This is a genomic window from Desulfoscipio gibsoniae DSM 7213, from assembly GCF_000233715.2.
GTDB lineage: Bacteria > Bacillota > Desulfotomaculia > Desulfotomaculales > Desulfallaceae > Sporotomaculum > Sporotomaculum gibsoniae.
Window position 1 is genome coordinate 135,214 of the sequence record NC_021184.1, and the last position, 23,884, is coordinate 159,097.

Below are 23,884 nucleotides of genomic sequence, written 5' to 3' on the forward strand. Positions count from 1 at the left end.
TACTATTGCATATGCAATAGTAAAAGAACCTTATCATACTTGTTAAAGTAGATATTGTTTGAGAAAAAAATAATATAAGAAGGAAATTATTTTATCTGTGTGGAAGTTTAAAAAAATAGGAATAATGTGGGTGAAATAATGCCTTTAATTAAGCCGATTGCTGAACATATCCGTAAATATAAAATGGTTTCCGCGGGTGAAACTGTGGTGGTAGGCGTATCAGGGGGACCGGATTCCATGGCCCTGCTGCATATCCTGTACAGGTTGCAGGAAACCTTGGAAATTAAGCTGGTGGTGGCTCATTTAAATCACCAGTTTCGTGGTAGCGAGGCAGAGGCCGATGCCCATTTTGTTTTAAATGCGGCCCGCCGCCTACAATTGACAGCTTTTGTGGAAGCCCGGGATGTACCGGCATACAGCCGGGGGCGTGGTATTTCTCCCCAGGTGGCGGCCCGGGAAGTTCGTTATAACTTTTTAGACGAAGTGGCCGTGAAAACGGGAGCGTCCAAGGTGGCACTGGGGCATCATGCGGACGACCAAGCTGAAACCATATTGCTGCATATTTTAAGGGGTACCGGTGCGGGCGGTCTTAAAGGCATGCTGCCCGTGCGGGATGATTTTTATATTCGCCCATTACTGGCTGTCAGGCGCCGTGATATTGAAGATTACTGTCAACGGCACGACCTGGCTACCAGGCAGGATTCCAGCAACACAAAGCCCAAGTATTTGCGTAACCGGGTTAGGTTGGAGCTGCTGCCGATTTTAGAAAAAAGATATAACCCTAATCTGGTAGAGTCTTTAAACCGGCTGGCAGAAATATGCCGGGATGAAGACGATTACCTGGAGCATCAGGCCGGGGAGGTTTTTTTTCGTGCCAGGCTCTCAACCGGCGGCAATACCATATGCCTTGATGCGGGGAAATTGTCGGCCGTTCCACAGGCATTGCTGCGCAGGGTAGTGCGCCTGGCCTGGAGCGAAATTTGCGGTGATCAGGATGATTTAAACTACCGGCATATTGAACAAGTTTTGGCAATAATAAATGGTGGAGGTGGTTATAGGCAAATTAATTTGCCAAGGGGAATTACGTTTAAAAAGTATTATGAGGTGCTGGAGTTCACCCTGGACCGGGAAATTAAAGAGGTTCCCTTTTACCAGTATTTTTTAAAGGTGCCGGGTATTACTTTTATTCCCGAGGTGGGTTTGTCTATAGGCGCTGAGATATTACCTGTTGGCGAGGCCATGGAGCCTTTCGTTTTTGGCTCCGGGCAAGTTATTTTGGATTACGACCGTTTAGCTGCTCCCTTAATAGTGCGCCGCCGGTTATCCGGTGATCGTTTCGGCCCATTGGGTTTGGATGGCACCGTGAAACTGAAAAAATTTTTTATTGATCACAAGATTCCCCGTCACCAGAGGGATTGCATTCCCCTGGTGGTATCCGGAAATGATATAGTATGGGTGGTTGGCATGCGCCCGGGTGAAAAATGGAAGGTAACCAATAATACGGTAAATTGTTTGCGATTATATATTATCGATTACGAATAATGGTTTTGTGACAAGCTAATGAGTAATAGTGATTAGTTATAATTATATTGATAAAAAATTTATTGTTTGCTAAAATTAACTTTATTGGCTGAATACCACTGTCACTGAGAGGAGTGGCTTGTTTGAACAAGGTGATCAAAAACCTTAGCATATACCTTCTGATTGTATTGGTTACCATAGCTTTGATTAGATGGAATACCCAGGATAATGCAGCCATTGAGGAAATGCGGTTTGATGAATTTTATGCCGCCCTGGGTGAAGGTAAGATAACACAGGTGACTATCCAGCCGGATGATTTTACCGCGCTGATCACCGGTAAAGAGGTGGGCGGTAAGCAGTTTCAAGTAAGAGGTACTGTGCCGGGTGCCGAAAAGGTGGAAGCCATCCTGCAGGATAAGGGGGTTCAATACAATGTAATAGAACCGCCCAGACCCAGCTGGTGGACCGGCTTGTTAACCACACTGTTACCTATTTTAATCTTTGTTTTATTGTTTTTCTTCCTTATGCAGCAGACCCAGGGCGGAGGCAACCGGGTCATGTCCTTCGGTAAAAGCCGGGCTAAGTTGCATACCGATGATAAAAAAAAGGTAACCTTTGCAGATGTGGCGGGTGCTGATGAGGTTAAGGAAGAGTTGGAAGAGGTTGTGGAATTCCTAAAAAATCCCAAAAAGTTTAATGAACTGGGAGCTCGCATTCCCAAGGGAGTATTGTTGTTCGGACCGCCCGGTACCGGTAAAACTTTGCTGGCACGTGCTGTGGCCGGTGAGGCGGGAACACCCTTTTTTAGTATCAGCGGTTCAGACTTTGTAGAAATGTTTGTGGGTGTGGGTGCTTCCAGAGTTAGGGATTTATTTGAGCAGGCCAAGAAAAATGCACCCTGTATAGTATTTATAGATGAAATTGATGCTGTGGGCCGCCAGCGTGGCGCAGGCCTGGGCGGTGGACATGATGAACGTGAACAGACCCTGAACCAGCTATTGGTGGAAATGGACGGCTTTGATGCCAATGAGGGTATTATAATCATTGCTGCTACCAACAGGCCTGATATATTAGACCCGGCACTGCTCAGGCCGGGGCGCTTTGACCGCGAGGTGGTGGTGGGCGTACCGGATATCAACGGCAGGAAAGAAATACTGCTGGTGCACGCCAGGGGTAAGCCCCTGGCCCCCGGTGTAGATATTGAAATCATAGCCCGTCGTACCCCCGGCTTTACAGGTGCTGACCTGGCTAATTTGATAAATGAAGCTGCCCTGTTGGCAGCCCGCCGCAATAAAAAGGATATCGGTCAAAGTGAGCTGGAAGATTCAATTGAGCGAGTCATTGCCGGCCCGGAGAAAAAATCACGGGTTATCAGTGAAAATGAGAAAAAATTGGTCTCCTATCACGAAGCTGGTCACGCGGTGGTTGGCTACCTGTTGCCCCATACCGATCCGGTGCACAAGGTTTCCATCATACCCCGGGGGAGGGCCGGCGGGTATACGCTGCTTTTGCCCAAGGAAGACCGGTATTACATGACCAGGTCACAGCTGTTGGATCAAGTGACCATGTTGCTGGGTGGCCGGGTGGCCGAGGATTTGGTATTACGGGAAATCAGTACCGGCGCTCAGAACGATTTGGAGCGTTCCACCGAGCTGGTGCGCAAAATGGTTATGGAATATGGCATGAGCGATGCATTGGGTCCCATGACCTTTGGTAATAAACAGGAAGCTGTGTTCTTAGGCCGGGATATTGCCCGGGATCGCAACTATGGCGAAGAGGTGGCCGCGTCCATTGACCGGGAAGTGCGGGGTACAATTGAGAGAAACTATATACGAGCCAAGGATATGCTTAGTAAGCATATTGAAATACTGCATAAGATTGCCAGGGAACTGATGGAAAAAGAAACTTTGGAAGCCGAAGAATTTGCAAGTATTATGAAGGAATCCGGTATTGAGGCCAATAAAGCTTAGGGAGGTTTATAGTTTTGGAGCGGACTTATGTTATGGTTAAACCAGATGGTGTGCAGAGAAATTTAATAGGGGAAATTATATTCCGCTTTGAAAAAAAAGGGCTCAAGATTGTAGGCCTGAAAATGATGCAGATATCCCGTGAACTGGCTGAGCGCCATTACGGGGAACACCGGGGCAAGCCGTTTTTTGAGCCCCTGGTGGAATATATCACTTCTGGTCCTGTAGTGGCCATGGCCCTCGAAGGTAAAGATGCCGTGAGCACGGCGCGGGAAATGATGGGGGCTACCAACCCGCTAAAGGCTGCCCAAGGAACTATACGCGGTACTTTTGGCATGGATATTGGACGCAATGTGGTGCATGGTTCAGATTCAACCGAAAGTGCGGCCAGGGAATTAGGGCTGTTCTTTGCACCAGGTGAACTTGTTGAATATAAAAGAGAATTGGATAGCTGGATTTATGAATAACAAGAAGCGGTCTTCCAGGCCGCTTCTTGTTCTTTTAAAACATTAAAATTTAATGAAAAAAAATATGCAAAATTCTTTTTTGCAGGAAATATACTCAACAATGTAGAATAAATTCCTTTTAAAAGTTGGGGTGATACTTATGTCCTTAACTAAACAAATTACTCTTGGATTAACCGGATCGGCGCAGGTGGAGGTTAATGACCAAAATACCGCCATTGCATACGGCAGCGGTGATATCAGTGTATTTGCCACTCCCGCCATGATCGGGTTGATGGAAAAGGCGGCACTAAGCTCTGTAGATCCTTTGCTGCCTGAAGGTTATACCACGGTGGGTATCAAGGTGGATGTGGAACACGTAGCCGCCACTCCCGTGGGGGGGGTTGTGCGGGCGCAGTCCAGACTTTTGAAGATAGATGGGCGGCGACTGGTTTTTGAAGTCCAGGCCAGCGATGACACACGGGTGGTTGGACGTGGCACCCATCAGAGATTTATTGTAAAAGTAGATGAGTTTCTACAGCGAGTAGGCAGTAAAAAATAGAATAATTTTATTAAATTTTCAACAATCTAAAAAGCAGTACCATTTTGTTTTATATTCAATTACTGCTAAAGTATTGTGGTTACGCCATAATACTTGTATTGAAAAAATAATCTTAGTAAAGGGGGTTTAAAACAGGCGGGACAAGCAGCTATAAGACATTAAAGTTTTATTAAAGGATTAATCGAGAGGAGAGGTAAAAATTGGCATACGATGCAACTAAATTAAAGGACTTTGAAATCGCCGAACAGGCGGAGAAAAATATGCCCCTGCCTTACGAATGGCAGGAGAAGTTAGGCTTACAAAAGGATGAAGTTATTCCTTATGGCAGAATTTGCAAGCTGGACTTCATGAAAATCATCGATCGTCTGAAAGATAAGCCGGACGGCAAATTCATCGAAGTTACCGCTATTACCCCCACTCCGCTGGGCGAAGGTAAAACCACCACTTCCATGGGCCTGGTGGAAGGCCTGGGTAAACGGGGCATGAACGTAGGTGCGGCTATTCGCCAGCCTTCCGGCGGCCCCACTATGAATATCAAGGGTACCGCAGCCGGCGGCGGCAACGCGCTGGCCATTCCCATGACCGAATTCTCCCTCGGTCTTACCGGTGACCTGAATGATATTATGAACGCTCACAACCTGGCCATGGTAGCCCTCACCGCCAGGATGCAGCACGAGAGAAACTATGATGATGCCGAACTGGCCAAGCGGAACCTGCGCCGCCTGGATGTCGACCCCACCCGGGTGGAAATGGGCTGGATCATTGACTTCTGTGCCCAGGCCATGCGGAACATCATTATCGGTATTGGCGGCCGGATGGACGGCTTCATGATGAAATCCAAGTTTGGTATTGCTGTGAGCTCCGAGATTATGGCTATTCTTGCTGTGGCCCATGATCTAAAAGACATGCGGGAGCGCATTGGTAAAATTATCGTTGGTTACGATAAGAAGGGTAAACCTGTAACCACCTCCGATTTAGAAGTGGCTGGTGCCATGACCGCTTTCATGCGCAATGCCATTAACCCGACTTTGATGAGCACTGCTGAATACCAGCCTGTGCTGGTACATGCCGGCCCGTTTGCCAACATCGCCATCGGCCAGTCCTCCATCATTGCCGACCGGATTGGTCTGAAGATGTTTGACTACCATGTCACCGAGAGCGGATTCGCCGCTGATATCGGATTTGAAAAGTTCTGGAACGTTAAGTGCCGCTTCAGCGGGCACGTTCCCAACGTTTCCGTGCTTACCGCCACTATCCGGGCGCTTAAGATGCACGGTGGCGGCCCCAAAGTTGTCGCCGGCCGCCCGCTGCCCGAAGAGTACGTCAAGGAAAACGTTGGGCTGGTTGAAAAGGGCTGCGAGAACCTGGTGCACCATATCAATACCATTCGCAAAGCCGGTATCAACCCGGTGGTTTGCATTAACTCATTCCATACTGATACCAAGGACGAAATCGCGGCGGTACGTCGCGCTGCCGAGGCAGCCGGAGCTCGCTGCGCCATGTCCGAGCACTGGCTTAAAGGTGGCGACGGTGCCCTGGAACTGGCTGATGCCGTTATCGACGCTTGCAAAGATGAAGTCAACTTCAAGTTCCTTTATCCGCTGGAAATGCCCCTGCGCCAGAGGGTGGATGCCATTGCCCGGGAAGTATACGGTGCTGACGGCGTAAGTTGGACAGCGGAAGCTGAAGCCAAAGCCAAGGCATTTGAAGAAAATCCGGAGTACAAAGATTTCGCTACCATGATGGTGAAAACTCACCTCAGCTTGTCCCATGACCCTGCACTGAAGGGTGTGCCCAAGGGCTGGACACTGCCGGTGCGCGACGTACTTATCTTTGCCGGTGCCAAGTTCCTGTGCCCGATGACCGGTTCTATCAGCCTGATGCCCGGTACCAGCTCCGACCCGGCTTACCGGAGAATTGATGTGGATACGGAAACCGGCAAAGTGCTGGGTCTGTTCTAATAGAAATTCCAGAAATAAAAAAGTCCCCCACCGGGGGCTTTTTTATTTCTGGGCTTCTTGATTGGATGGGGCTTGATACATATGAATTTTAAATTAACAACGTACAGTGTAGCGCAGAGTTGTCTTTTCATATTATAATAAGAAAGGATATGTATACGGTATTTTAATAATATGCGGCAGGAGAAAGACTATTTGTAATAGAACTATTAAAGAAGTATAGTTTAACTGTAATAGGTGAAAATTTTATTATTTAAATACATGAATGGAGTGCATTTTTATGTCCAGACCGCCTAAATGTCGACGGGTTGAATTTATGCCCGAGATGACTTTTTTTAAACCCGCTGGTATACCCGTTAGTGAGCTTGAAGTTATTCAGCTGACGGTAGAAGAATTGGAAGCTATCAGACTAAAGGACTTGCTTGGTTTGGAGCAGGAGGGCTGTGCTGAAAAAATGGGCGTTTCCAGACCCACTTATCACCGTATATTATCCTCTGCCCGTGGCAAGGTAGCTGTTGCTTTGGTGGAAGGTAAAGCTATTCGTGTAGAGGGCGGACATTTTGAAATGGTGGTGCGTCACTTTAAATGCTTTGACTGTGGCCACCTATGGGAATTGCCCTGTGGTGAGGGACCCCGTGGATCCGAAATTACCTGTCCCCAGTGTCAGAGTGATAATGTATCCAGGGTAAGCAAAGAAGGCCATCCCTATGGGTGTCACTCGAAGAAACGGGGGCGGGGAAACGGGCAGGAAAGTTAACAACTGCAAGCGAATATAGGGGATAACCCCTTTTTTTTTTGCATGGGTTAAAAAGGGGGCAATGGGTGATCATTGCATATAGAGAAAGGAATGGTGAATCCTTTGCGCCGGGCGAACCATATTTTAAATGACCCCTGGTACAGGGAATGTGTCCAACGCAATGCCGCTTGCGAGGAAAACAGGCGCTTTTGCCGGCATGACCTGCAGCATATGCTGGATGTGGCCCGCATCACCTATATGCTTGTACTGGAAGGGTGCGTTACAACAGGTAATGAGATAACCACCGGTGTGCCGGAGGATCTGCCCTGGTTTAAAATATTGGCTGGTGTCGGCATTAAGGATATTACGGCAACCACCGGTAAGCCAGGCATGTTGATGCAAGCCAAGGAGGTAATTTATGCCACGGGCTTATTGCATGACATGGCCCGCTGGGTGGAATGCGAAACCGGCGAGGATCACGCCGTTGCCGGTGCCCGGATGGCCGGTGAGGTTCTTAACCGGGCCGGATTTGATGGTGCTGAACAAAGGATAATCGTCAAGGCCATTAGCGAGCACCGTACCGGCGGTTCCAAAGCCAGTTTGCTGGGTCAATATATCTGCCGGGCTGATGATTTAGCTCGCCCCTGCGGCCGATGCGCGGCCAGGGATGATTGCTACAAAATCAACCGCATGGAAACCGCCGCTATGCTCCTTTATTAGTGATCAGTCGAAATGTCGACAGTTATTCAAGGACTAATGTGTGGTTCGCCGTAGGCAAGTTGATGCTGAGGTAATTACGTTAAATTTACGGGAGGGATTCTGATGTCCTTTAATATGCATAACCTGGTGGCTGTGCACCGGGATGAAATAATGAAAGAATTCAATAAAATCGGTACCGACGCGGGCGGTAGTGCTATTATGGCACCAAAGGCGTTGCACCGGCTGATTAAAATATATGACCTGACACCCAGACAGGCCAACATAATCAAGCAGGAAATGCTGGGCAAGGGTGGCGATGCCGCTGTCACCAGGGGGATGGTGGACTCTTCGGTGGATAAAACCGATGTGCTGTTGATGGGTACTGAAAAACAGTACCGGGCGGTTATCAAAAAATTACGCTTACAACCTTTTAAGCTGGCCAGCCTGGCCGACCAGCTGGCGGAAATGCTAAACAACCTGGGCGGTCGTCCGCCCCGGGAACTCATCTACAGGGACAAGAAACTGCCCCTGGGGGAAAGGACGCTGGTGATGGGCATCCTTAATGTTACGCCCGATTCTTTTTCCGATGGGGGTAAGCATAATAATATTGATGCTGCTATAGCGTGGGCTCATCGTATGGTAGATGAAGGTGCGGATATTATAGACTTGGGCGGAGAATCCACCCGCCCCGGTTATACACCGGTTAGCTTGGAAGAGGAACTGGACCGGGTGATACCGGTACTGGAGGTGCTGGTGCGCGAAATCAGTGTGCCCATCAGTATAGATACCACTAAAGCGGCGGTGGCCCGGCGTGCCCTGGAGGTGGGGGCCCATATAATTAACGACCAGTGGGCACTGCGGGCGGATCGAGACATGGCCTCGGTGGTGGCGGAATATCAGGTGCCCCTGGTGATGATGCACAACCAGAACGATACTGTCTACCGCGACTTAATGGGCGATATGGTGCAATTTCTCCGGGAAAGTATAGCTATGGCGGAGCAGGCCGGGATAGTCAGGGAAAATATAATCGTTGACCCCGGTATTGGTTTAGGTAAGACAGCGGAGCAAAACCTCGAGATACTACGCTGTCTGCGGGAGTTGGATTGTTTAGGGCTGCCCGTACTGCTGGGCACTTCCCGAAAGTCAATGATCGGTAAAGTCCTGGATCTACCCTTTGACCAGCGGGTAGAGGGCACCGGTGCCACTGTGGCTCTGGGTATAGCCAATGGAGCGGATATCGTCCGGGTGCATGACGTCAAGGAAATGGTTAGGGTGGTCCGGATGACCGATGCAGTGGTGCGGTACTAGGATGGACTGGCATTTGGCTGTTGCTGGAAGGCTGCCAGGTCGAATTAAATAGCGGAAAAAAACATTATGCTTTGAATTGCTTTCTCGTCACGAGTTGCTGTGCATTGGAAGGCGGTGTTTAACCTGGATAAAATAATAATGAGCAGTATGAGCTTTTTCGGTTACCATGGTGTATTGCCCCAGGAAAGAGAGCTGGGGCAGCAGTTCGTAGTGGATGTGGAACTGCAATTGGATTTGCGCGCAGCGGGGGAAAAGGACGACCCCGACAAAACAGTGAGTTATGCCGATGTGTACGAAGTAGTTCGCCGGGTAGTAACGGGTGAGCCCAGCAAACTAATTGAGGCGGTGGCCGAGCAAATTGCCGGCGAAGTATTGCAGCAATTTGCTGTACAGCAGGTGCTGGTGCGGGTTAAAAAACCTGCCGCCCCTGTGCCGGGGCAATTTAGTTATATGGCCGTGGAAATAGTTCGTTCCCGAGCAAAGGCGGTGATTGGACAGTGAGTCTGTCGCACGGTACAGAAACATTGGGGACAGGTCGGACGATGCGTTGCTATATTGGTTTGGGCTCCAATATAGGTGACAGCCGAGCTATTATTGCCGAGGCGTTAAAGCGGCTGGATGAACTGCCGGGCGTGGCGGTGGGTGCTGTGGCCCCCCTATATCGCACTGCCCCGGTGGGCTATGTAGAGCAAGATTACTTTATTAATACCGTGGCCGAAGTCAGCACCACCTTAACTCCCCGGCAATTGCTGGACGGTTTACAGCAAATCGAGAATGAACTTGGCCGGGTGCGGGTGATCCGCTGGGGGCCACGCACCGTGGATCTGGATATTTTGCTGTATGGAGAGCAAACCATCGACGAGCCCGATCTGCAAGTGCCGCATCCCCGCATGGGCCAGCGTGCCTTTGTCATGGTGCCTCTGGCTGATTTAAACCCGGAGCTGGTTGTGGGCGGTGAAAAGGCGCACATCTTGGCCAGGCGACTGGCGGAAGAACAGGAAATTCATATTGATAAATAAATTTAAAATAATTATCAGTTATATATGATGATTGCTTTCCAAGCTACCTAAGCAGTACTTTTTTTTGCAATAGCCCGGTAGTATAATTAGGTAGCAGTAAAGTTCAGCCAAAATAAAATACAGGAAGTCATTTGGGGTGCCGAAAAAGGCTGAGAGGCGAGTGCCAACCCATTGAACCTGCTCTGGGTAATACCAGCGAAGGGAAATGCACTGAGTTATTTGTGGCACTCCGAGCGGGGGTGTTTATTTTTTTAGCGGATGCTGATCAATAAGGTCGCTCAGGACTTATGGGGGAGGGAAAAATTTGATTAAAGTGTTAACCATAGCGGGTTCCGATTCCAGTGGAGGAGCGGGAATACAGGCTGATTTAAAAACTTTTAGTGCCCTGGGCACCTATGGTATGAGTGTTATAACAGCTGTCACAGCCCAGAATACCCGGGGCGTATCCAGTGTCCGGGAACTGGACCCGGAAATCATTAGGGAACAAATAAGTGCTATCTTTGAGGATATCCAGGTAGATGCCGTCAAAATCGGTATGGTTTTTAATACAACTATTATTGATTCCATTGCTGAGATTCTGCTCAAACACCGGATCAAAAACATCGTTGTGGATCCGGTAATGGTTTCCACAAGCGGCTATACCCTTTTGCAGCCTCAAGCACGTGAGGCGTTAATAAGGGAGCTTTTTCCTTTAGCAGAGGTAGTCACCCCCAATCTTTGGGAGGCCGAGGTTATCACCGGGGAAAAAATATCAACCCTGCCCGCAATGGAAAAGGCAGCTATGACAATTAGCCTGTTGGGCTCAAAAAATGTGGTTGTTAAAGGAGGGCATCTGGAGGGTGATGCTGTTGATGTCCTGTATAACGGCAAGTCTTTCCGTCATTTTTTCAGTGATCGAGTGTCCACTCCTCACACCCATGGCACAGGTTGTACCTTTTCCTCAGCTATCGCTGCTTTCTTGGCCAAAGGCTGCCCGGTTGAGGAGGCTGTAGCAGGGGCCAAGGAATATATCAACGGTGCCATTGCCCATGCATTCCCCCTGGGGCAAGGTGTGGGGCCAATTCACCACTTTTATCAATTTTATAAAGCATAATGAAGAAGACATCATCAGTATGGGGACGCCTGGAGAGAAAAAGTTAGGAAAGGGTGCCGCCGATGAAAAAAGTGTTCTATATTGATTTTGACGGAACCATTACCCAAAAGGATACCTGTCAGGCTATGGTAGAGGCTTTTGCCGGCGAGGGCTGGCAGCAAATTAATGAATTATGGGAGAAAAGGAAAATTTCAACCGAGGAATGTGCCAACAGAACCTTTCAGCTCTTTCGCGCCACTTTGGATGACCTGCGCAGTTTACTTGATACTATTGAGATTGACGAGGGCTTTGGGACTTTCGTTAAATTTTGCAAAAAAGAATGCTACCCGGTTTATATATTAAGCGATGGCTATGACTTTTGCATTGAATATATACTGAAAAAGCATGGTTATAAAATACCTTATTTTGCAAATCAATTGGTGTTTGAACAAGGGTTTCGTATTCGTTGTAGCTACTATAACCAGGACTGTGGTTTATGTGGGACTTGTAAACTTTCTCTTATGAAGCGTTTGACGCAACCGGGCAGCCAGGTGGTTTATGTGGGGGATGGGATATCAGATATTTGCCCTGCCGGTCACAGTAACCTGGTATTTGCCAAGGGAAAGCTGTTTGAATATTGCCGGGCCGAGGGGATTTCCGCCATTCCCATAGCCGGCTTCATCGAAGTATTGGAAAAATTGAGTTAGCCAAACAGGTACATTAAACATGCATTTCAGCTTAACCCTTAATATGAGCGGGTTAATTAATAACAAAAAAACTCTATCTATACTTTTCATTCCATGCTGTCTGTAATTTAACACGTTTACATCTTTTAAAATTATTTAAACTAAAAAGGTGGGTTCACTCGTTGCAGGCTGTGCAATACGTCGAATCAGTTTTGGTAGGTTAAAAATATTAAATTTAGCTGAGGTGACACAAAAATGGATTACGCTAAAACTAAAAAACAAAAACAATTTAATGCCGCCAGCTATTACCTTTCACCGCGTGAACTGGAGGAACTGCAAAGGAAATACGGACGGCCGGGTGAAATAGCGCCGGGCCAACCGGCTCCCAAGAAACGCAAGCGGTTGGATGTTCGTTTGTCGGAAATGGATCGTAAGGAGAAAAACCTTATTGATATTAGTGAAATTGATTATGAAGCTCCAGTTGTCCATTAATATTTTGTTAGATTTAAATATATATATCGCTGTTACTTTATGGGGTAGGTAATTTTAGTAATAAGGCGTAAAATATGCGATATAAAAGACTTATAGTAAAAACAGTCCGGTAGCTAAAAGGCTCTTGGACTGTTTTTATTGCCTGCCTGAATCTTATTGATCATTTCCCACTGCACTTCCATCATGCTTCTTAGACAACATTTTTTATGGATGCAGTGACAGTCTATATAGTGAGAGTGAAGATTGAATTTACTCATTTTCCTAGTTATAATAAAATCAAAGAAATATGTATAGTGACACAGATTTGAACATATACTGTAAGGAGATATGAAAAAAATGACGATTAACGCAGTTAGGAGAATTTCAGTGGAGCGTAAGATTATTAGTATTTCCGGTAAAAGACAGGTGACAATACCGCTAAAATATTTTGAAGCGTTAGGCTTTAGTAATGAAGCTGAATGCATTTTGCAAAACAATGCTATTGTTATACGTCCTATTAGAGAAAACACAGGAAGTGAGTTTTCAGAGCAAATTCTTGCTGATTTGATTGCACAAGGGCTGACGGGCCAGGAACTTCTTACCAAGTTTAAGGAAATGAATAAAAAAATTGCTCCCGCCATGGATAAACTAATCAGTGAGGCAGATAGCATTGCAAAGGGTGAAAAAAAAGGTATAAAAATGGCTGATATTTTTGAAGCGGAGGACAAATAAGTGTATGAAATCCGTTTCACGGGAGCCGCCGGGAAATACTTGAAGAAGGTTAAAGAAAAAGGCCTGAGGAAAGCATTTCAAAGCGCTCTTGAAGAAATAAGCAGTGACCCGTACATTGGGGAATTGAAAACAGGTGATCTGGCTGGAGTATATTGTTATAATGTTTATTATAGCCAAACCAATTATGAGCTTGCATATAAAATTTATGAAGAAGATGGGCAAATGGCAGTTGTGATTCTGGCTGGGACAAGAGAAAATTTTTATAATGAACTGAAGCGATATATGAAGTAGCTGCTACTTAAATACTCATTGATTTTTAAGTAAATTCGTGCTAAAATACGCAAAGATTTATTTCCTAATGTTCAATTTTAGGGATGGTAGGCAAGATTTAAAGTGCAAGAGGTTGGATAATCATCCAACCTCTTTATATTATTTCAATGGGTTGATAAATATTGTCTAAATTAAGGTTCGTGTTAATTTCCAACCAAGCCTCTGGGTTTCCTGGGGGTTTTGCTTTTGAAAGGAGGTTGCCTAATTGCATGGCTGTATTTTTTGTAGAAAACCGGAAACCGAAATAATTGCAGAAAATAAGCTGGCGCTGGCCTTCTTTGACAAATACCCGGTTAATAAGGGACACGTACTTGTTGTGCCCAAACGTCACGTAGAGACATTCTTTGATGCTAACTGGCAGGAAATTATGGATATAAATAAGCTAATTTTTGAAGTTAAGGATATATTGCAAATTAAATTTAACCCTGATGGCTTTAATATAGGAGCCAATGTCGGTCGGGCTGCCGGCCAGACAATTTTTCACCTGCATTACCATATTATACCGCGCTATGACGGTGACGTTGAGGACCCGAGGGGCGGCATTAGAAGAATTAAAAAAAGCATTGTGCCGTATCTTGAGGAAGGGGAATTGCCATGATTAAAGTTTGCTACGAACCTAAAGATGCTTATGTAAACTGGCACTTCAGGGAAGTCTTCAGGGGACCGGGCAGGTATCAAGCCGGTTAGTATGCTTATGCAGCGGGTTTGGCAAATGAAAGTAATGGCACCTGGGGAATTATAAATTAAAACGCTAAGAAAAACTTAAAATGATCGTGGGGTAAGCCATGAAAAAAGTAACCGCAGCTATCATTGAAAAAAACGGCAGGGTTCTTATCGCCCAAAGGCCCCAGGGGGATAAACTGGACTTAAGGTGGGAGTTCCCGGGCGGGAAAATTGAGCAAGGGGAAACTCCGGAGCAGTGCTTTTTGCGGGAGATTAAAGAGGAGTTAAACCTTGATATTAAAATAACGAAGCATTTTATGAACAGCTGCTATAAGTACGAAACCGGCGAGATTGAATTAATATGCTATCTTGTAGAAACTATCGAGGCGAATTAAAATTGAATTTCCATGCGGCGGTAGAGTGGGCAAAAAGGGACAAATTAAAGGAATTTAATTTTGCTCTGGCTGATATTCCTGTCCGGGAATATTATGAGCATGGTATGAGGTAGCAGAAAGTATATTATAAGAATCAAACAAGGAATAATAAAATGCTAAAGCCGGTTCCAGATGTCCTGAAAAAAAACCTTAAAATAATCTTTGTGGGCTATAACCCCAGCATCCGCTCCTCGGAAACCGGGCACCACTTTGCTAATCCGAGCAACCGGTTCTGGAATATTTTGTACAGGGCCGGGCTAACACCCCGCAAATACAGGCCGGAGGAGGACATTGGTTTTCTGAAGTTGGGGTACGGTATGACTAATATAGTGTCCCGCCCCACCCGGGCGGCCGCGGATATTACGAATCATGAATATAAGAATGGCGGGGTGGAATTATACCGGAAGATATCGTATTACAGGCCGCGTGTAGTATGCTTTGTTGGAAAGGGAGTCTATGAAAAATACAGTGGTCGGCGGAATGTTTCCTGGGGTAAACAGGAAAAACCTATAGTATCCGGGGTAACCGACTTTGTGGCCCCCTCGTCAAGCGGTTTAGTACGCATGAAACTGGACGAGGTTGTAGTAATTTACAGTGGTTTAAAAGAATTCACATAAAATGATCTAATATACAGAGAGCACGTTGATAATTACTTCAACGTGTTTTTAATGCCGTGCCTTTCATGGACAATGTTCTATAAGGTGTCTGTAAATGTCTACATGATATTTTTACCATTCTTTATCTTTAATATAAGACAAACGAAACGTCCCCCCTGTCTTAATACTTTTTTTCCTACTTGCGCATAATATAATTTTAAACTCAAAATGATAATGTTTAGATTAAAGCTAATTAGGCGGGGGAGTATTGTGAAAAAAGAACTGCACAGCTCAGTATACTATGACGATAAGTTTGCTTTAAGCAAAGCTATCGTTTCTTTGGAAGCGATTCTTCCGCCTCCCGGAAGAAACGTATCGTATTTTTGTATTGGTTCAGACTCGAGCACCGGTGATTGTTTTGGTCCGCTAACCGGTACACTATTAAAAAGGATAGGCATTCCTAATGTAATAGGGTCTTTAGACGATACGGTACATGCCAAGAACATGGAAGAAAAAATAAAGCAATTGAACAATGGTAATTATGTAGTGGCCATTGATGCAACTATGGGACATTTCAAAGATGTAGGCAACTTGTTTTTTGGCAAGAAACCTGTTCGTCCCGGTGCGGCTTTCCAAAGGGAACTAGCTCCAGTAGGGGACGCTTCAGTGGTGTTTAACGTAGCAGCTAATGGCTTTGCTAACTTTTTGGTGCTGGGTTGCACCAGTATGAACAAGGTATGGTTAGCCTCAAATCTATTGGTGAGGGCTATAAGCGTTATAGCCTATAGAAGAAGAATAGGAAAATACGCGTCAAACTAATAAAATATAACGGTTTGTTTTAAATACTATATTTTTAAATTTATATTTCAGGTGATGTTAGGCCCTCTCGGATGGCGTATTTGGTAAGCTCAGCAATGCTTGTTAAATTTAGCTTTTTCATAATTTGCCTGCGGTGTGTTTCCACGGTTTTTTTGCTAACAAAGAGGAGCGAGGCGATCTGGTTGGTGGTTTTACCTTCCGCTATCAACTGAAGTACTTCGCGTTCCCGGGGTGTTAACAAGGAAAAGACATTTGCTTCGCAGTTCTTGTATAGATAGTCTTGAATTAAAACCCCTGTAACGCTGGGGCTGAGGTAATACTGGTTGGCGGTAACATATTCTATCGCCCTTACCAGTTCTTCAAAAGCACAATCCTTTAACAGGTACCCCCATGCCCCCGCCTTAAACATTTCCGCTATATAACGCCTGTCGGAATACATAGACAAACCAATTATCTTTATTTTAGGATTAACGGATAAAATATGACGTGTAGCTTCGATACCGTTTAGTACAGGCATAACCACATCCATAATAATAACTTCCGGAGATGTTTCTCTGGCTACTTGTATGCATTCTTTACCGTTAACCGCCTCTGCTATTACATCCATACACGGGTGTCCATTAAACAATGCCCGAAGACCTTCGCGAATCATCTTGTGGTCATCAGCAATCATAATTCTCATTTATGTCAACACTCCCAAAGATGCCTGTTTAGAAACCATGTTGTTCAATGAATTTGGCGTTTTGCTCATCATTCCTTTTTCTTTATCTTCTTATACCTTACCCCAAAAACCATTATACACTTTATTGAAACCCAAATAAAAAATAAAAAACCAAGGGGCGTCCGCTGTTTGTAAACGAAACCCCTTGGATACGTTTATGCTATTGGGGGGGGAATTATGCCGGGCTACTGTTGATTTGGCTTTATCCAATACAAATGAGTATATTGACTTGCCAATAAAGGTTTTATATTTTAAATCTCATTACCACGTTATTAAGTTCCGCGGACAGTTTATTTAGTTCTTCCGTTGAGGCTGAGACTTCCTCCATGGCGGCAGTCTGTTCCTCGGTGGTCCCGGCTACGTTTTGTACCCCGGCGGAAACCTGCTGAGCGGCAGCAGCAACGTTTTGCACCTGGTCTGTCAGCTCTTTAACGGCATTAATGATTTCAGAGAAGCTTTCACCTACTTCACTAACAACTTTGTTACCCTGGTTAACTCTTTCTACCCCAATAGACATAGCTTGCTCTGCCTGATCTGCTTGGTCTTGTATTTCCTTGATCAGCTGTTTGATTTCCTTAGTGGATTGGGCGGACTGTTCAGCCAATTTACGCACTTCCTCTGCCACAACAGCAAATCCCCTGCCGGCTTCTCCGGCCCTGGCAGCCTCTATGGCGGCGTTTAGGGCTAAAAGGTTAGTCTGATCGGCAATGTTGGTAATTACTTCAACAAACTGGCCAATCTTGCCTATCGCAGTGCCAAGAGCTGTCACTGAATTGTTAACTTGTATGTTGGATGCTGAAATTTCCTGCATTTGTCCGGTGATCATTTCAATACCATGGAAGCCTTTATCTGCGTGTTGTGACGCAATGTCTGCCTGTCGGGAAACATCCTGGGTGCTTTCAGACACGTTTTCCATCGTGCTTGCCACCTCACCCATGGTGGATGCTGTCTCGGCCGCCGCAGCGGAAGTTTGTTGGGCTTGAGATGTCAGCTGTTGAGCCGAATCCGACAATTGACTGGAAGAATCTTTGATTTTTTGGATTATGCTAATGAATCCCGCTTGCATTTGATTAAGTGCAGCGGCCAGATCCCCCAGTTCATCGGCTGACCTGATTTCTATCTTTTCCCTCAAGTCACCGTCAGCATACTTATTGGCACCAGAGACCATTTGTAAAATTGGGTTTTTCAACATCCTGGTCATAGTAGCGCTTAATATAATGCCGATAATAACCGAAATGAAAAGCATAACTGTGGATGCCGTAATGACCTTGGCAGCGTCCGAATTGGATTCATTTAAACTTTGGACAACTATTTGATTATTATTTTCCACGAGCTTTTGAATGCTTTCTGAAAGCTGATTGGTATAAGGAATAAGCTCGTTGGTGATAACATTCATTTCCGCAAATTTAGCATCGGCCTGCTCTTCATTCCCGGCATTCAGTTCATTATGGTATGCTCTTACCGCCGGGGCAAGCCTGTTGATCAATCCGTCCCTGTACTGGCTTGATGCGTCGATTAACTTTTGCACTTCTGGTTTATCTTCTTCCGTGGCTATCTGCAGCAGCTTGTTTTCGTTATCCAGTACCTGGTTTATACTTTGTTCCGTTTGTTGATAATATGTTTCATCGCCATAAGCAATGAAGCCTCTCATGGACGCTACGGCATCTTTAAAAGTGTTTTCAGTTTGAAACTGTAGGATTAAGCATTCACTTGCCTTGCTTATGTTATTAATATCTTTTTTAATAGATGTAAGATTGAAATAAGCATTACTGCCCAGTATTACAACTATTATTAGCATCATGACATAACCCAGACTTATTTTAGCACCCAGTTTGAGCTTCATATTGTCAACCTCCCTAGTTGGTGTATGATTTTATTAACTTTCATAATGTCCCTCCGCATAGGCAATTATCGAGTTCAATATTACCACCTGCTTCTGTTCCACCTATTGCACCCCCTTTTAAATAGCCATTTGCCTAAAAGCTATTCGTACTAAGAAAAGAAAAACCCAGCCTCCCTACTTTATATATCGAAATATAATAAAAAGCAGGACATTAGGGTTTTCCTTATTTAAGAGGTTGTAAATCCTTATTTATAATATGGAATATAAACTAATCAAGGTAATTTATTGGTATGAACCATAACTGTTATGAAAAGGGGTTCCGGTATATTGGTATTTTATTACTTATAATAAAAAAATGCAGGATTTTGAAACCTGTTATCGAAAATTAAAATAAACCTTATATTTTTGACTTATCAGAACCAATTCTGCTGTTCTTCTGCGCCTTTTAGAAAAGTCGTATATCTATTCTGGATGTATAGATAGTTAGTTAGCTTAAGCTTCAGTTCAGATAAGTCCACTTATCTGAACATTTATCCCCTGAAAACAAAAGCAATAGGAACGTACCTATTATCTAATGGATAGGCACGTCCTTATTGCTTTTTAGTAACATTCTTTTTTAAAAAAGCTGTCTGAAGTACTGAGATTTCAAACTTATTTACACTAAGTTTTGCTACTTTTTATTAAGGTCAACACCTGTTTTTTGCGATTTATCTACATTGAACTTATTTACAAGATCATTTAATTCAATAGATAACCTGGATAACGAATCAGCAGATGCTGAAACTTCCTCCATTGTTGCAGTTTGTTCTTCCGTAGAGGCCGCAACATTTTGAACACCGGCTGACATTTGTTCTGTTGCAGATGCCACTTCCTGGATTTGCGAAGTTAGTTCTTGGACGGTATTTATAATACCTTTAAAATTATTACCAACTTCTCCAACTATATCCGTACCGGCGATTACCTCTTTTCCCCCTTCCGCCATTACGCCTACAGCTTTCTGAGATTCATTCTGGATAGCATTAACTAGTTTGTATATTTCTTTTGCTGCGCTGGCTGATTGTTCGGCCAGCTTTCTAACTTCTTCTGCAACCACTGCAAATCCTCTCCCATGTTCCCCAGCCCGGGCGGCTTCTATTGCTGCGTTAAGTGCTAATAAATTAGTTTGATCTGCAATGTTGGTAATCAGTTCAACAATTTGGTTTATTTCCTGGGATTTTTGGTTAAGTCCATCAATTGCTTTAGAAACATCGTTAGCGGTGTTTGATATACTCTGCATTTGCTTCGTAACTTTTTCTATGCCTTTGTTTCCTTCAGTGGCATGCTCTGTTGCTGTTTCCGAAGCAGTGGCTATCTCTTGTATATTAGAGGTAATCTGTTCTACGGAAGAAGAAATCTCGGTCATAGTGGCCGATGTTTCATTAGCCGAAGCAGCAGTTTGTTGTGCGCTTGAACTTAGCTGTTGAGAAGAAGCGGCAACAGTATTTGACTTTTCTTTAATTTCAATAACCACCTCACGTAGATGCGAAATCATTGTTTTAAAGGCTGCAGAAAGGATTCCTATCTCGTCTTTAGACCCTGTATAAATATCTACTGTTAAATCACCTGAAGCTGCTGTTTGTGCAGCGTTTACCAATTCACCAACCGGTTTCGTTACGCTTCGTGCAATAGCCAAAGCAATTATTAGACCTAATAATAAACCTATAACTCCTGCTGAATACATTATTAAACTCGCCAAACGATAACTTTCTTGCGCTTGCTCATATCGCATCCGGGTACGCTCACCCGCATATTCATTAAGCTCACTTAAAGTGTTCCTCCATTCAGTAACCTTGGGAATGGATTCTTCAAATAGAAGTGTTAGTACTTCTTCTCTTTTATCGGCCATTGCCAAATTAGTAATATTATCATTGACATTTCTGGATGTTTCTTTCAGCTGTTTGGTTCTTTCAAAAATTTCTCTTCCTTCATCTGAATTCACCAGTCCTTCAAAGCGAGCTTCGGCTTCGTTATATTGTTGCCGGGCCTCTTCAATTTTTTCCTTCTCTCTTTGTTTTGATTGAGGGTCCTCTAATAAAACAATGGTTGGCATTACTCTAGTAACAATATGTACAGCATCAAGCATTTCATTTGCTGCATTTTGTTGCTCTATATTAACTTTAACAATACGATTGAGTTTGTCGTCGATCTGCTTCATCTCAGCAATACTGGTAATTATTATTGCAATCATTAATAACAGAATAATACCAAAGCCAAGTGCCAACCTTAGTCCGAGTTTCATATTCCCGAATCTCATAATTAGCCTCCCCTTAATTATGATCCTTAAGTACTTCTTGTAGGTTAAACAGTAACACCATCCTATTATCATATTGTGTGTTAAAAACGTTCATTATTGCATAACTTTTCGACTATATACCGGGATCTTAGAGTCTTTTAAGCCAACGGTTTGCCGTTACCATCTCCAATGTTCATGATGATGTGGTATAGTAGTAGAAATTTCCCCAAAATAACTATACCTTTAACAATCGTCACGCTCTATTGGGGGTGTTTTTTTATTAAAGTATTCTTCCTGAATAAGCGGTCCGGCCTTGTTTAATACAACTAACGGGATATTGATTTTATCGATATCATGTAGTCCTGAAGTAATAAGATTGTCATTTGCAGGAAAAAATTTATAGGCCGGTTTGCTAACATTTTCATAATGTTGGAGTAATTTTTTTAAAACAGAAGTTTTTGTTTCCATTCTTACCTCTCACAGTAAAAAGAAATTGATGAATTTCTATCTTCCCTAATGTTCAGATAAGTGGACTTATTCGTATCTAGATTGATATAATGAATAACATAACTTAAATAAACAGACATAAAGGGAGTGTTTACTACTTGATCAAGGACGAGGGGAACGAAATATTTAGTTCTGATAAGTTGGAACTTCTAATCAATAAATTTGAAACTTACTTAAAAGCAACAGACCGTGGCAGTTCTGTTCGTTCCTACGTTGGAGATGTTAATAGATTTATAAAATGGAGTATTAGTAAATACGATGTTTCTTTGGTTAACGCCACATCACCATTGGATTTAGTGGAATATCGTACTTTTATGCAGGAAAGCGGAGGACATAAAGGTAATGGCGTAGCGCCAACAACTGTAAACAGAGCCATTATTAGTTTAAAAATTTTTTTTTCATGGCTAAAAAAGGAAGGGTATATTAAAGATAATCCATCCGAAGATATTAAAATGGTGGCTATTGCAAGTACACCTGTCCCACGTTGGCTCACAAGACCTCAACAAGCTAGGCTTATAAGGGCTGTTCGCCAATCTGGTAGTAAGCGGGACGAAGCCATCACAAGCTTGATGCTGCATGCCGGGCTGCGGGTAAGCGAACTTTGTTCTCTAAGAAGAAGTGATCTATATATATCGGCTAGATGTGGTAAGGTCGCTGTAACCGGTAAGGGGAATAAATATAGGGAGGTTCCTCTAAACAGTACAATTAGAAAGATACTATCGTGTTGGTTGGCCGAAAATCCTACTGGACCGCTATTTCCTAACAAATACGGGAAAAGCATTTCAACCAGGGGAGTTCTAAAGTTGGTGGCTAGATATGCGTATATTGCCAAACTTGAAAAGGTAACTCCGCATACTTTAAGACACACCTTTTGTAAAAACGCGATCGACATGGGTATCCCCATAGATCAGGTAGCAGCAATGGCGGGGCATAGCTCCCTGGATATTACCAAAAGATATACAGCTCCCTCTCAAGATGATCTACAAAAGGCCGTAGAGCGATTATCTTGGGAGTAGATATACGCAGGCATGTTGATAAAACTAAAGTTTGGCACCTGGAATTTAAAGACGATAAATCGGTGACTGCCAAGTTTAACCGGATGAGTCACGGTTTTATTTGGTCGAAGTTTTTAGCTATGACGCGGCGCCGGGCTTTAAGAAAAGGTGTGCCATTGGTTAAAATAAAACCGGCTTTTACATCAGTTATCGGAATCTTAAAATATCAGGTTCAATACGGTCTTTCCAACCACGAAGCGGCAGGCTATGTAATTAGCCCGGCGGGGATAGGATGTAACCATGAAAAATTACCCGGCCACTGGTAAAGCAGTTTATCAAAAAGAAAAAGAAAGACGGTTTTTCTAAGCTAACCAACTGGAAACAGTGGAGCTTCATAAAAAAAGCGGTGGTTGCCGCAATAAAAAAACATACCAAGAAGGAGGTGCAAAGCCTGGTCTCTTGGCAGCATTACAGAAAACAACTTTTAGTTTCGGGTTAACACCTTGACATAAATTTCGCGCTAAAGTATGGCACGGTACACGTAGTGAAAGGCTGTGCTGTACAGTTAACAACTAGGCGGTGGGTAACACCCTCTTTCGGGCAGCACGTTAGCCTTCAAGGTTAGCGGCGGGTTACTGTAAGATTTACTCGAAATACAGGCGAAAGCCTGTAGCTAAGCAGTTGAATCCTGTGATACTGCCGCCCGTTTACAACCCTTGTGGTTGCTGGCAACCCTTGAGGTTGTAGTCGAACGGGTGAGGAACCTATTGTAGGTTTTGATAGGTTTCAGAAACCAGGGTATAGCATTGAACAAGGCTATTTTTAAACAGAGTAATGGAATGTACGCTGTCAACATAGTATCGGCCTGTGGCGTATTTACCCCGGAGCAGTTTGCCGGCTTGGGACAAGCTGCTCTGGAATGCAGCGTATTCAGGTTGAAGTTGACCACCAGGCAAACCGTGGTAGCAGTGCTAAACGAGGAAGATCTGGCCAAGCTGGAAGCCCGTCTTTCCGCGCTTGGCTTGTCCGTTTCGCCTTATGGCGGGACCGTTCGAGCCGTGAAAGCCTGTGCCGGAAATACTGCACTATGTCAGCGAGCTTTGGGAGATGCCCTGGATCTTGGCATTGTTATGCAAGAAAAATATCTGGGGCGGGAATTAAATAAGGACGTAAAAATTGCGGTGGCCGGTTGCTCACGCGGATGTACCGATCCGTTATGCGCGGACTTTGGGGTTATTGCGCGGGGTCGGGATTCTTTCGATGTATATATTGGTGGTCGCGGCAGTACCAGGAAGCCGCTGCATGGCCAATTGCTTGCGGAGGATTTGACCGGCGACGAGGTATGCAAACTGTTTGAACATGTAATAGATAAATACTCCAAACTGGCCCAGCCCAAGGAACGACTGGCCTCCACCGTGGCCAGGGTGGGGTTGGGGGAGTTTATCCCGCCCCAAGGGATGTTTGCACCGAAGCAGGAACAGTCGGATAATGAATTTTTAGCATTTATATCCGGGAAAGAGGAGGCGTAAA

The 23,884-nt window shown here is 44.5% G+C and carries 26 protein-coding genes and 1 riboswitch; of the genes, 22 read left to right on the forward strand and 4 right to left on the reverse strand.

The window, feature by feature from the left end:
- Window positions 1-138: 138 nt before the first annotated feature.
- The 19 genes from tilS to yyaC all read left to right on the forward strand — a co-directional run bounded on the left by tilS (window position 139) and on the right by yyaC (window position 16,016).
- A complete protein-coding gene (gene tilS, locus DESGI_RS00765) occupies window positions 139-1,542 on the forward strand; it encodes a tRNA lysidine(34) synthetase TilS (RefSeq protein ID WP_041284710.1) in 1,404 nt (467 codons plus the stop codon).
- Between the two features lie 122 nt (window positions 1,543-1,664).
- Window positions 1,665-3,491 (forward strand): ATP-dependent zinc metalloprotease FtsH, encoded by a 1,827-nt coding sequence (ftsH, locus tag DESGI_RS00770; RefSeq protein ID WP_006523235.1) that lies wholly within the window; start codon window positions 1,665-1,667, stop codon window positions 3,489-3,491.
- A 14-nt stretch (window positions 3,492-3,505) separates the two neighbouring features.
- Window positions 3,506-3,955, forward strand: a complete 450-nt coding sequence (gene ndk / locus DESGI_RS00775; RefSeq protein WP_006523236.1) for a nucleoside-diphosphate kinase — start codon at window positions 3,506-3,508, stop codon at window positions 3,953-3,955.
- Window positions 3,956-4,094: 139 nt separating this feature from the next.
- On the forward strand, window positions 4,095-4,493 hold the full coding sequence (locus DESGI_RS00780; protein ID WP_006523237.1) for a thioesterase family protein: 399 nt from the start codon (window positions 4,095-4,097) through the stop codon (window positions 4,491-4,493).
- Between the two features lie 200 nt (window positions 4,494-4,693).
- Window positions 4,694-6,454, forward strand: a complete 1,761-nt coding sequence (locus DESGI_RS00785; protein ID WP_006523238.1) for a formate--tetrahydrofolate ligase — start codon at window positions 4,694-4,696, stop codon at window positions 6,452-6,454.
- Window positions 6,455-6,731: 277 nt separating this feature from the next.
- Complete coding sequence (locus DESGI_RS00790; protein WP_006523239.1) at window positions 6,732-7,208, forward strand: DUF134 domain-containing protein; 477 nt, start codon at window positions 6,732-6,734, stop codon at window positions 7,206-7,208.
- 72 nt (window positions 7,209-7,280) lie between these two features.
- Window positions 7,281-7,907, forward strand: coding sequence for an HD domain-containing protein (locus tag DESGI_RS00795; protein WP_052543913.1), 627 nt, complete (start codon window positions 7,281-7,283; stop codon window positions 7,905-7,907).
- 102 nt (window positions 7,908-8,009) lie between these two features.
- Window positions 8,010-9,194, forward strand: coding sequence for a dihydropteroate synthase (folP, locus tag DESGI_RS00800; protein WP_006523241.1), 1,185 nt, complete (start codon window positions 8,010-8,012; stop codon window positions 9,192-9,194).
- A gap of 138 nt (window positions 9,195-9,332) precedes the next feature.
- A complete protein-coding gene (gene folB, locus DESGI_RS00805; RefSeq protein ID WP_041285080.1) occupies window positions 9,333-9,695 on the forward strand; it encodes a dihydroneopterin aldolase in 363 nt (120 codons plus the stop codon).
- A gap of 41 nt (window positions 9,696-9,736) precedes the next feature.
- Window positions 9,737-10,213, forward strand: coding sequence for a 2-amino-4-hydroxy-6-hydroxymethyldihydropteridine diphosphokinase (gene folK / locus DESGI_RS00810; RefSeq protein ID WP_041284711.1), 477 nt, complete (start codon window positions 9,737-9,739; stop codon window positions 10,211-10,213).
- A 122-nt stretch (window positions 10,214-10,335) separates the two neighbouring features.
- Window positions 10,336-10,434, forward strand: a riboswitch (TPP riboswitch).
- Between the two features lie 83 nt (window positions 10,435-10,517).
- The gene (thiD, locus tag DESGI_RS00815; protein ID WP_006523244.1) at window positions 10,518-11,306 is read left to right on the forward strand and encodes a bifunctional hydroxymethylpyrimidine kinase/phosphomethylpyrimidine kinase; all 789 of its coding nucleotides are present in this window, start codon (window positions 10,518-10,520) and stop codon (window positions 11,304-11,306) included.
- A gap of 62 nt (window positions 11,307-11,368) precedes the next feature.
- Window positions 11,369-11,992, forward strand: a complete 624-nt coding sequence (locus DESGI_RS00820; protein ID WP_006523245.1) for an MtnX-like HAD-IB family phosphatase — start codon at window positions 11,369-11,371, stop codon at window positions 11,990-11,992.
- 234 nt (window positions 11,993-12,226) lie between these two features.
- The gene (locus DESGI_RS00825; protein WP_006523246.1) at window positions 12,227-12,463 is read left to right on the forward strand and encodes a hypothetical protein; all 237 of its coding nucleotides are present in this window, start codon (window positions 12,227-12,229) and stop codon (window positions 12,461-12,463) included.
- A 366-nt stretch (window positions 12,464-12,829) separates the two neighbouring features.
- Window positions 12,830-13,174 carry an AbrB/MazE/SpoVT family DNA-binding domain-containing protein gene (locus DESGI_RS00830; RefSeq protein ID WP_245561137.1) on the forward strand — a complete coding sequence of 115 codons (345 nt, stop codon included), beginning with the start codon at window positions 12,830-12,832 and terminating at the stop codon, window positions 13,172-13,174.
- Entirely contained in the window at window positions 13,175-13,465 is a 291-nt protein-coding gene (locus DESGI_RS00835; protein ID WP_006523248.1) for a type II toxin-antitoxin system RelE/ParE family toxin, read from the forward strand. It abuts the gene before it with no gap.
- A gap of 244 nt (window positions 13,466-13,709) precedes the next feature.
- Complete coding sequence (locus tag DESGI_RS00840; RefSeq protein ID WP_006523249.1) at window positions 13,710-14,102, forward strand: HIT family protein; 393 nt, start codon at window positions 13,710-13,712, stop codon at window positions 14,100-14,102.
- Between the two features lie 187 nt (window positions 14,103-14,289).
- On the forward strand, window positions 14,290-14,562 hold the full coding sequence (locus DESGI_RS00845) for a (deoxy)nucleoside triphosphate pyrophosphohydrolase (protein ID WP_006523250.1): 273 nt from the start codon (window positions 14,290-14,292) through the stop codon (window positions 14,560-14,562).
- 152 nt (window positions 14,563-14,714) lie between these two features.
- A complete protein-coding gene (mug, locus tag DESGI_RS00850) occupies window positions 14,715-15,218 on the forward strand; it encodes a G/U mismatch-specific DNA glycosylase (RefSeq protein WP_006523252.1) in 504 nt (167 codons plus the stop codon).
- A 249-nt stretch (window positions 15,219-15,467) separates the two neighbouring features.
- Window positions 15,468-16,016, forward strand: coding sequence for a spore protease YyaC (gene yyaC / locus DESGI_RS00855; RefSeq protein WP_006523253.1), 549 nt, complete (start codon window positions 15,468-15,470; stop codon window positions 16,014-16,016).
- Between the two features lie 40 nt (window positions 16,017-16,056).
- On the opposite strand, the gene DESGI_RS00860 is transcribed toward yyaC, so the two are convergent.
- The 4 genes from DESGI_RS00860 to DESGI_RS00875 form a co-directional block, all read right to left on the reverse strand.
- Window positions 16,057-16,698 (reverse strand): response regulator, encoded by a 642-nt coding sequence (locus DESGI_RS00860; RefSeq protein ID WP_006523254.1) that lies wholly within the window; start codon window positions 16,696-16,698, stop codon window positions 16,057-16,059.
- A gap of 283 nt (window positions 16,699-16,981) precedes the next feature.
- Window positions 16,982-18,580: a methyl-accepting chemotaxis protein gene (locus DESGI_RS00865; RefSeq protein WP_006523255.1), complete on the reverse strand. Its 1,599-nt coding sequence runs from the start codon at window positions 18,578-18,580 to the stop codon at window positions 16,982-16,984.
- 670 nt (window positions 18,581-19,250) lie between these two features.
- On the reverse strand, window positions 19,251-20,873 hold the full coding sequence (locus tag DESGI_RS00870) for a methyl-accepting chemotaxis protein (protein WP_006523256.1): 1,623 nt from the start codon (window positions 20,871-20,873) through the stop codon (window positions 19,251-19,253).
- A gap of 222 nt (window positions 20,874-21,095) precedes the next feature.
- Window positions 21,096-21,320 carry a hypothetical protein gene (locus DESGI_RS00875; RefSeq protein ID WP_006523257.1) on the reverse strand — a complete coding sequence of 75 codons (225 nt, stop codon included), beginning with the start codon at window positions 21,318-21,320 and terminating at the stop codon, window positions 21,096-21,098.
- A 137-nt stretch (window positions 21,321-21,457) separates the two neighbouring features.
- Here DESGI_RS00875 and DESGI_RS00880 point away from each other — a divergent pair, with 137 nt between their 5' ends.
- The 3 genes from DESGI_RS00880 (at window position 21,458) to DESGI_RS00890 (ending at window position 23,883) form a co-directional block, all read left to right on the forward strand.
- Window positions 21,458-22,375: a tyrosine-type recombinase/integrase gene (locus tag DESGI_RS00880; protein WP_006523258.1), complete on the forward strand. Its 918-nt coding sequence runs from the start codon at window positions 21,458-21,460 to the stop codon at window positions 22,373-22,375.
- Window positions 22,366-22,680 carry a hypothetical protein gene (locus tag DESGI_RS25275; RefSeq protein WP_006523259.1) on the forward strand — a complete coding sequence of 105 codons (315 nt, stop codon included), beginning with the start codon at window positions 22,366-22,368 and terminating at the stop codon, window positions 22,678-22,680. The genes DESGI_RS00880 and DESGI_RS25275 overlap by 10 nt, the downstream gene beginning before the upstream one ends.
- A gap of 450 nt (window positions 22,681-23,130) precedes the next feature.
- Entirely contained in the window at window positions 23,131-23,883 is a 753-nt protein-coding gene (locus DESGI_RS00890) for a ferredoxin-like domain-containing protein (RefSeq protein WP_245561138.1), read from the forward strand.
- Window position 23,884: the final 1 nt, after the last annotated feature.

Coding starts and splice junctions, on each gene's coding strand:
- tilS (WP_041284710.1), top strand. CDS start 139: ATGCCTTTAATTAAGCCGATTGCTGAACATATCCGTAAATATAAAATG.
- DESGI_RS00780 (WP_006523237.1), top strand. CDS start 4,095: ATGTCCTTAACTAAACAAATTACTCTTGGATTAACCGGATCGGCGCAG.
- DESGI_RS00790 (WP_006523239.1), top strand. CDS start 6,732: ATGTCCAGACCGCCTAAATGTCGACGGGTTGAATTTATGCCCGAGATG.
- folP (WP_006523241.1), top strand. CDS start 8,010: ATGTCCTTTAATATGCATAACCTGGTGGCTGTGCACCGGGATGAAATA.
- folB (WP_041285080.1), top strand. CDS start 9,333: ATGAGCAGTATGAGCTTTTTCGGTTACCATGGTGTATTGCCCCAGGAA.
- folK (WP_041284711.1), top strand. CDS start 9,737: ATGCGTTGCTATATTGGTTTGGGCTCCAATATAGGTGACAGCCGAGCT.
- DESGI_RS00820 (WP_006523245.1), top strand. CDS start 11,369: ATGAAAAAAGTGTTCTATATTGATTTTGACGGAACCATTACCCAAAAG.
- DESGI_RS00825 (WP_006523246.1), top strand. CDS start 12,227: ATGGATTACGCTAAAACTAAAAAACAAAAACAATTTAATGCCGCCAGC.
- DESGI_RS00845 (WP_006523250.1), top strand. CDS start 14,290: ATGAAAAAAGTAACCGCAGCTATCATTGAAAAAAACGGCAGGGTTCTT.
- mug (WP_006523252.1), top strand. CDS start 14,715: ATGCTAAAGCCGGTTCCAGATGTCCTGAAAAAAAACCTTAAAATAATC.
- DESGI_RS00860 (WP_006523254.1), bottom strand. CDS start 16,698: ATGAGAATTATGATTGCTGATGACCACAAGATGATTCGCGAAGGTCTT.
- DESGI_RS00865 (WP_006523255.1), bottom strand. CDS start 18,580: ATGAAGCTCAAACTGGGTGCTAAAATAAGTCTGGGTTATGTCATGATG.
- DESGI_RS00870 (WP_006523256.1), bottom strand. CDS start 20,873: ATGAGATTCGGGAATATGAAACTCGGACTAAGGTTGGCACTTGGCTTT.
- DESGI_RS00875 (WP_006523257.1), bottom strand. CDS start 21,320: ATGGAAACAAAAACTTCTGTTTTAAAAAAATTACTCCAACATTATGAA.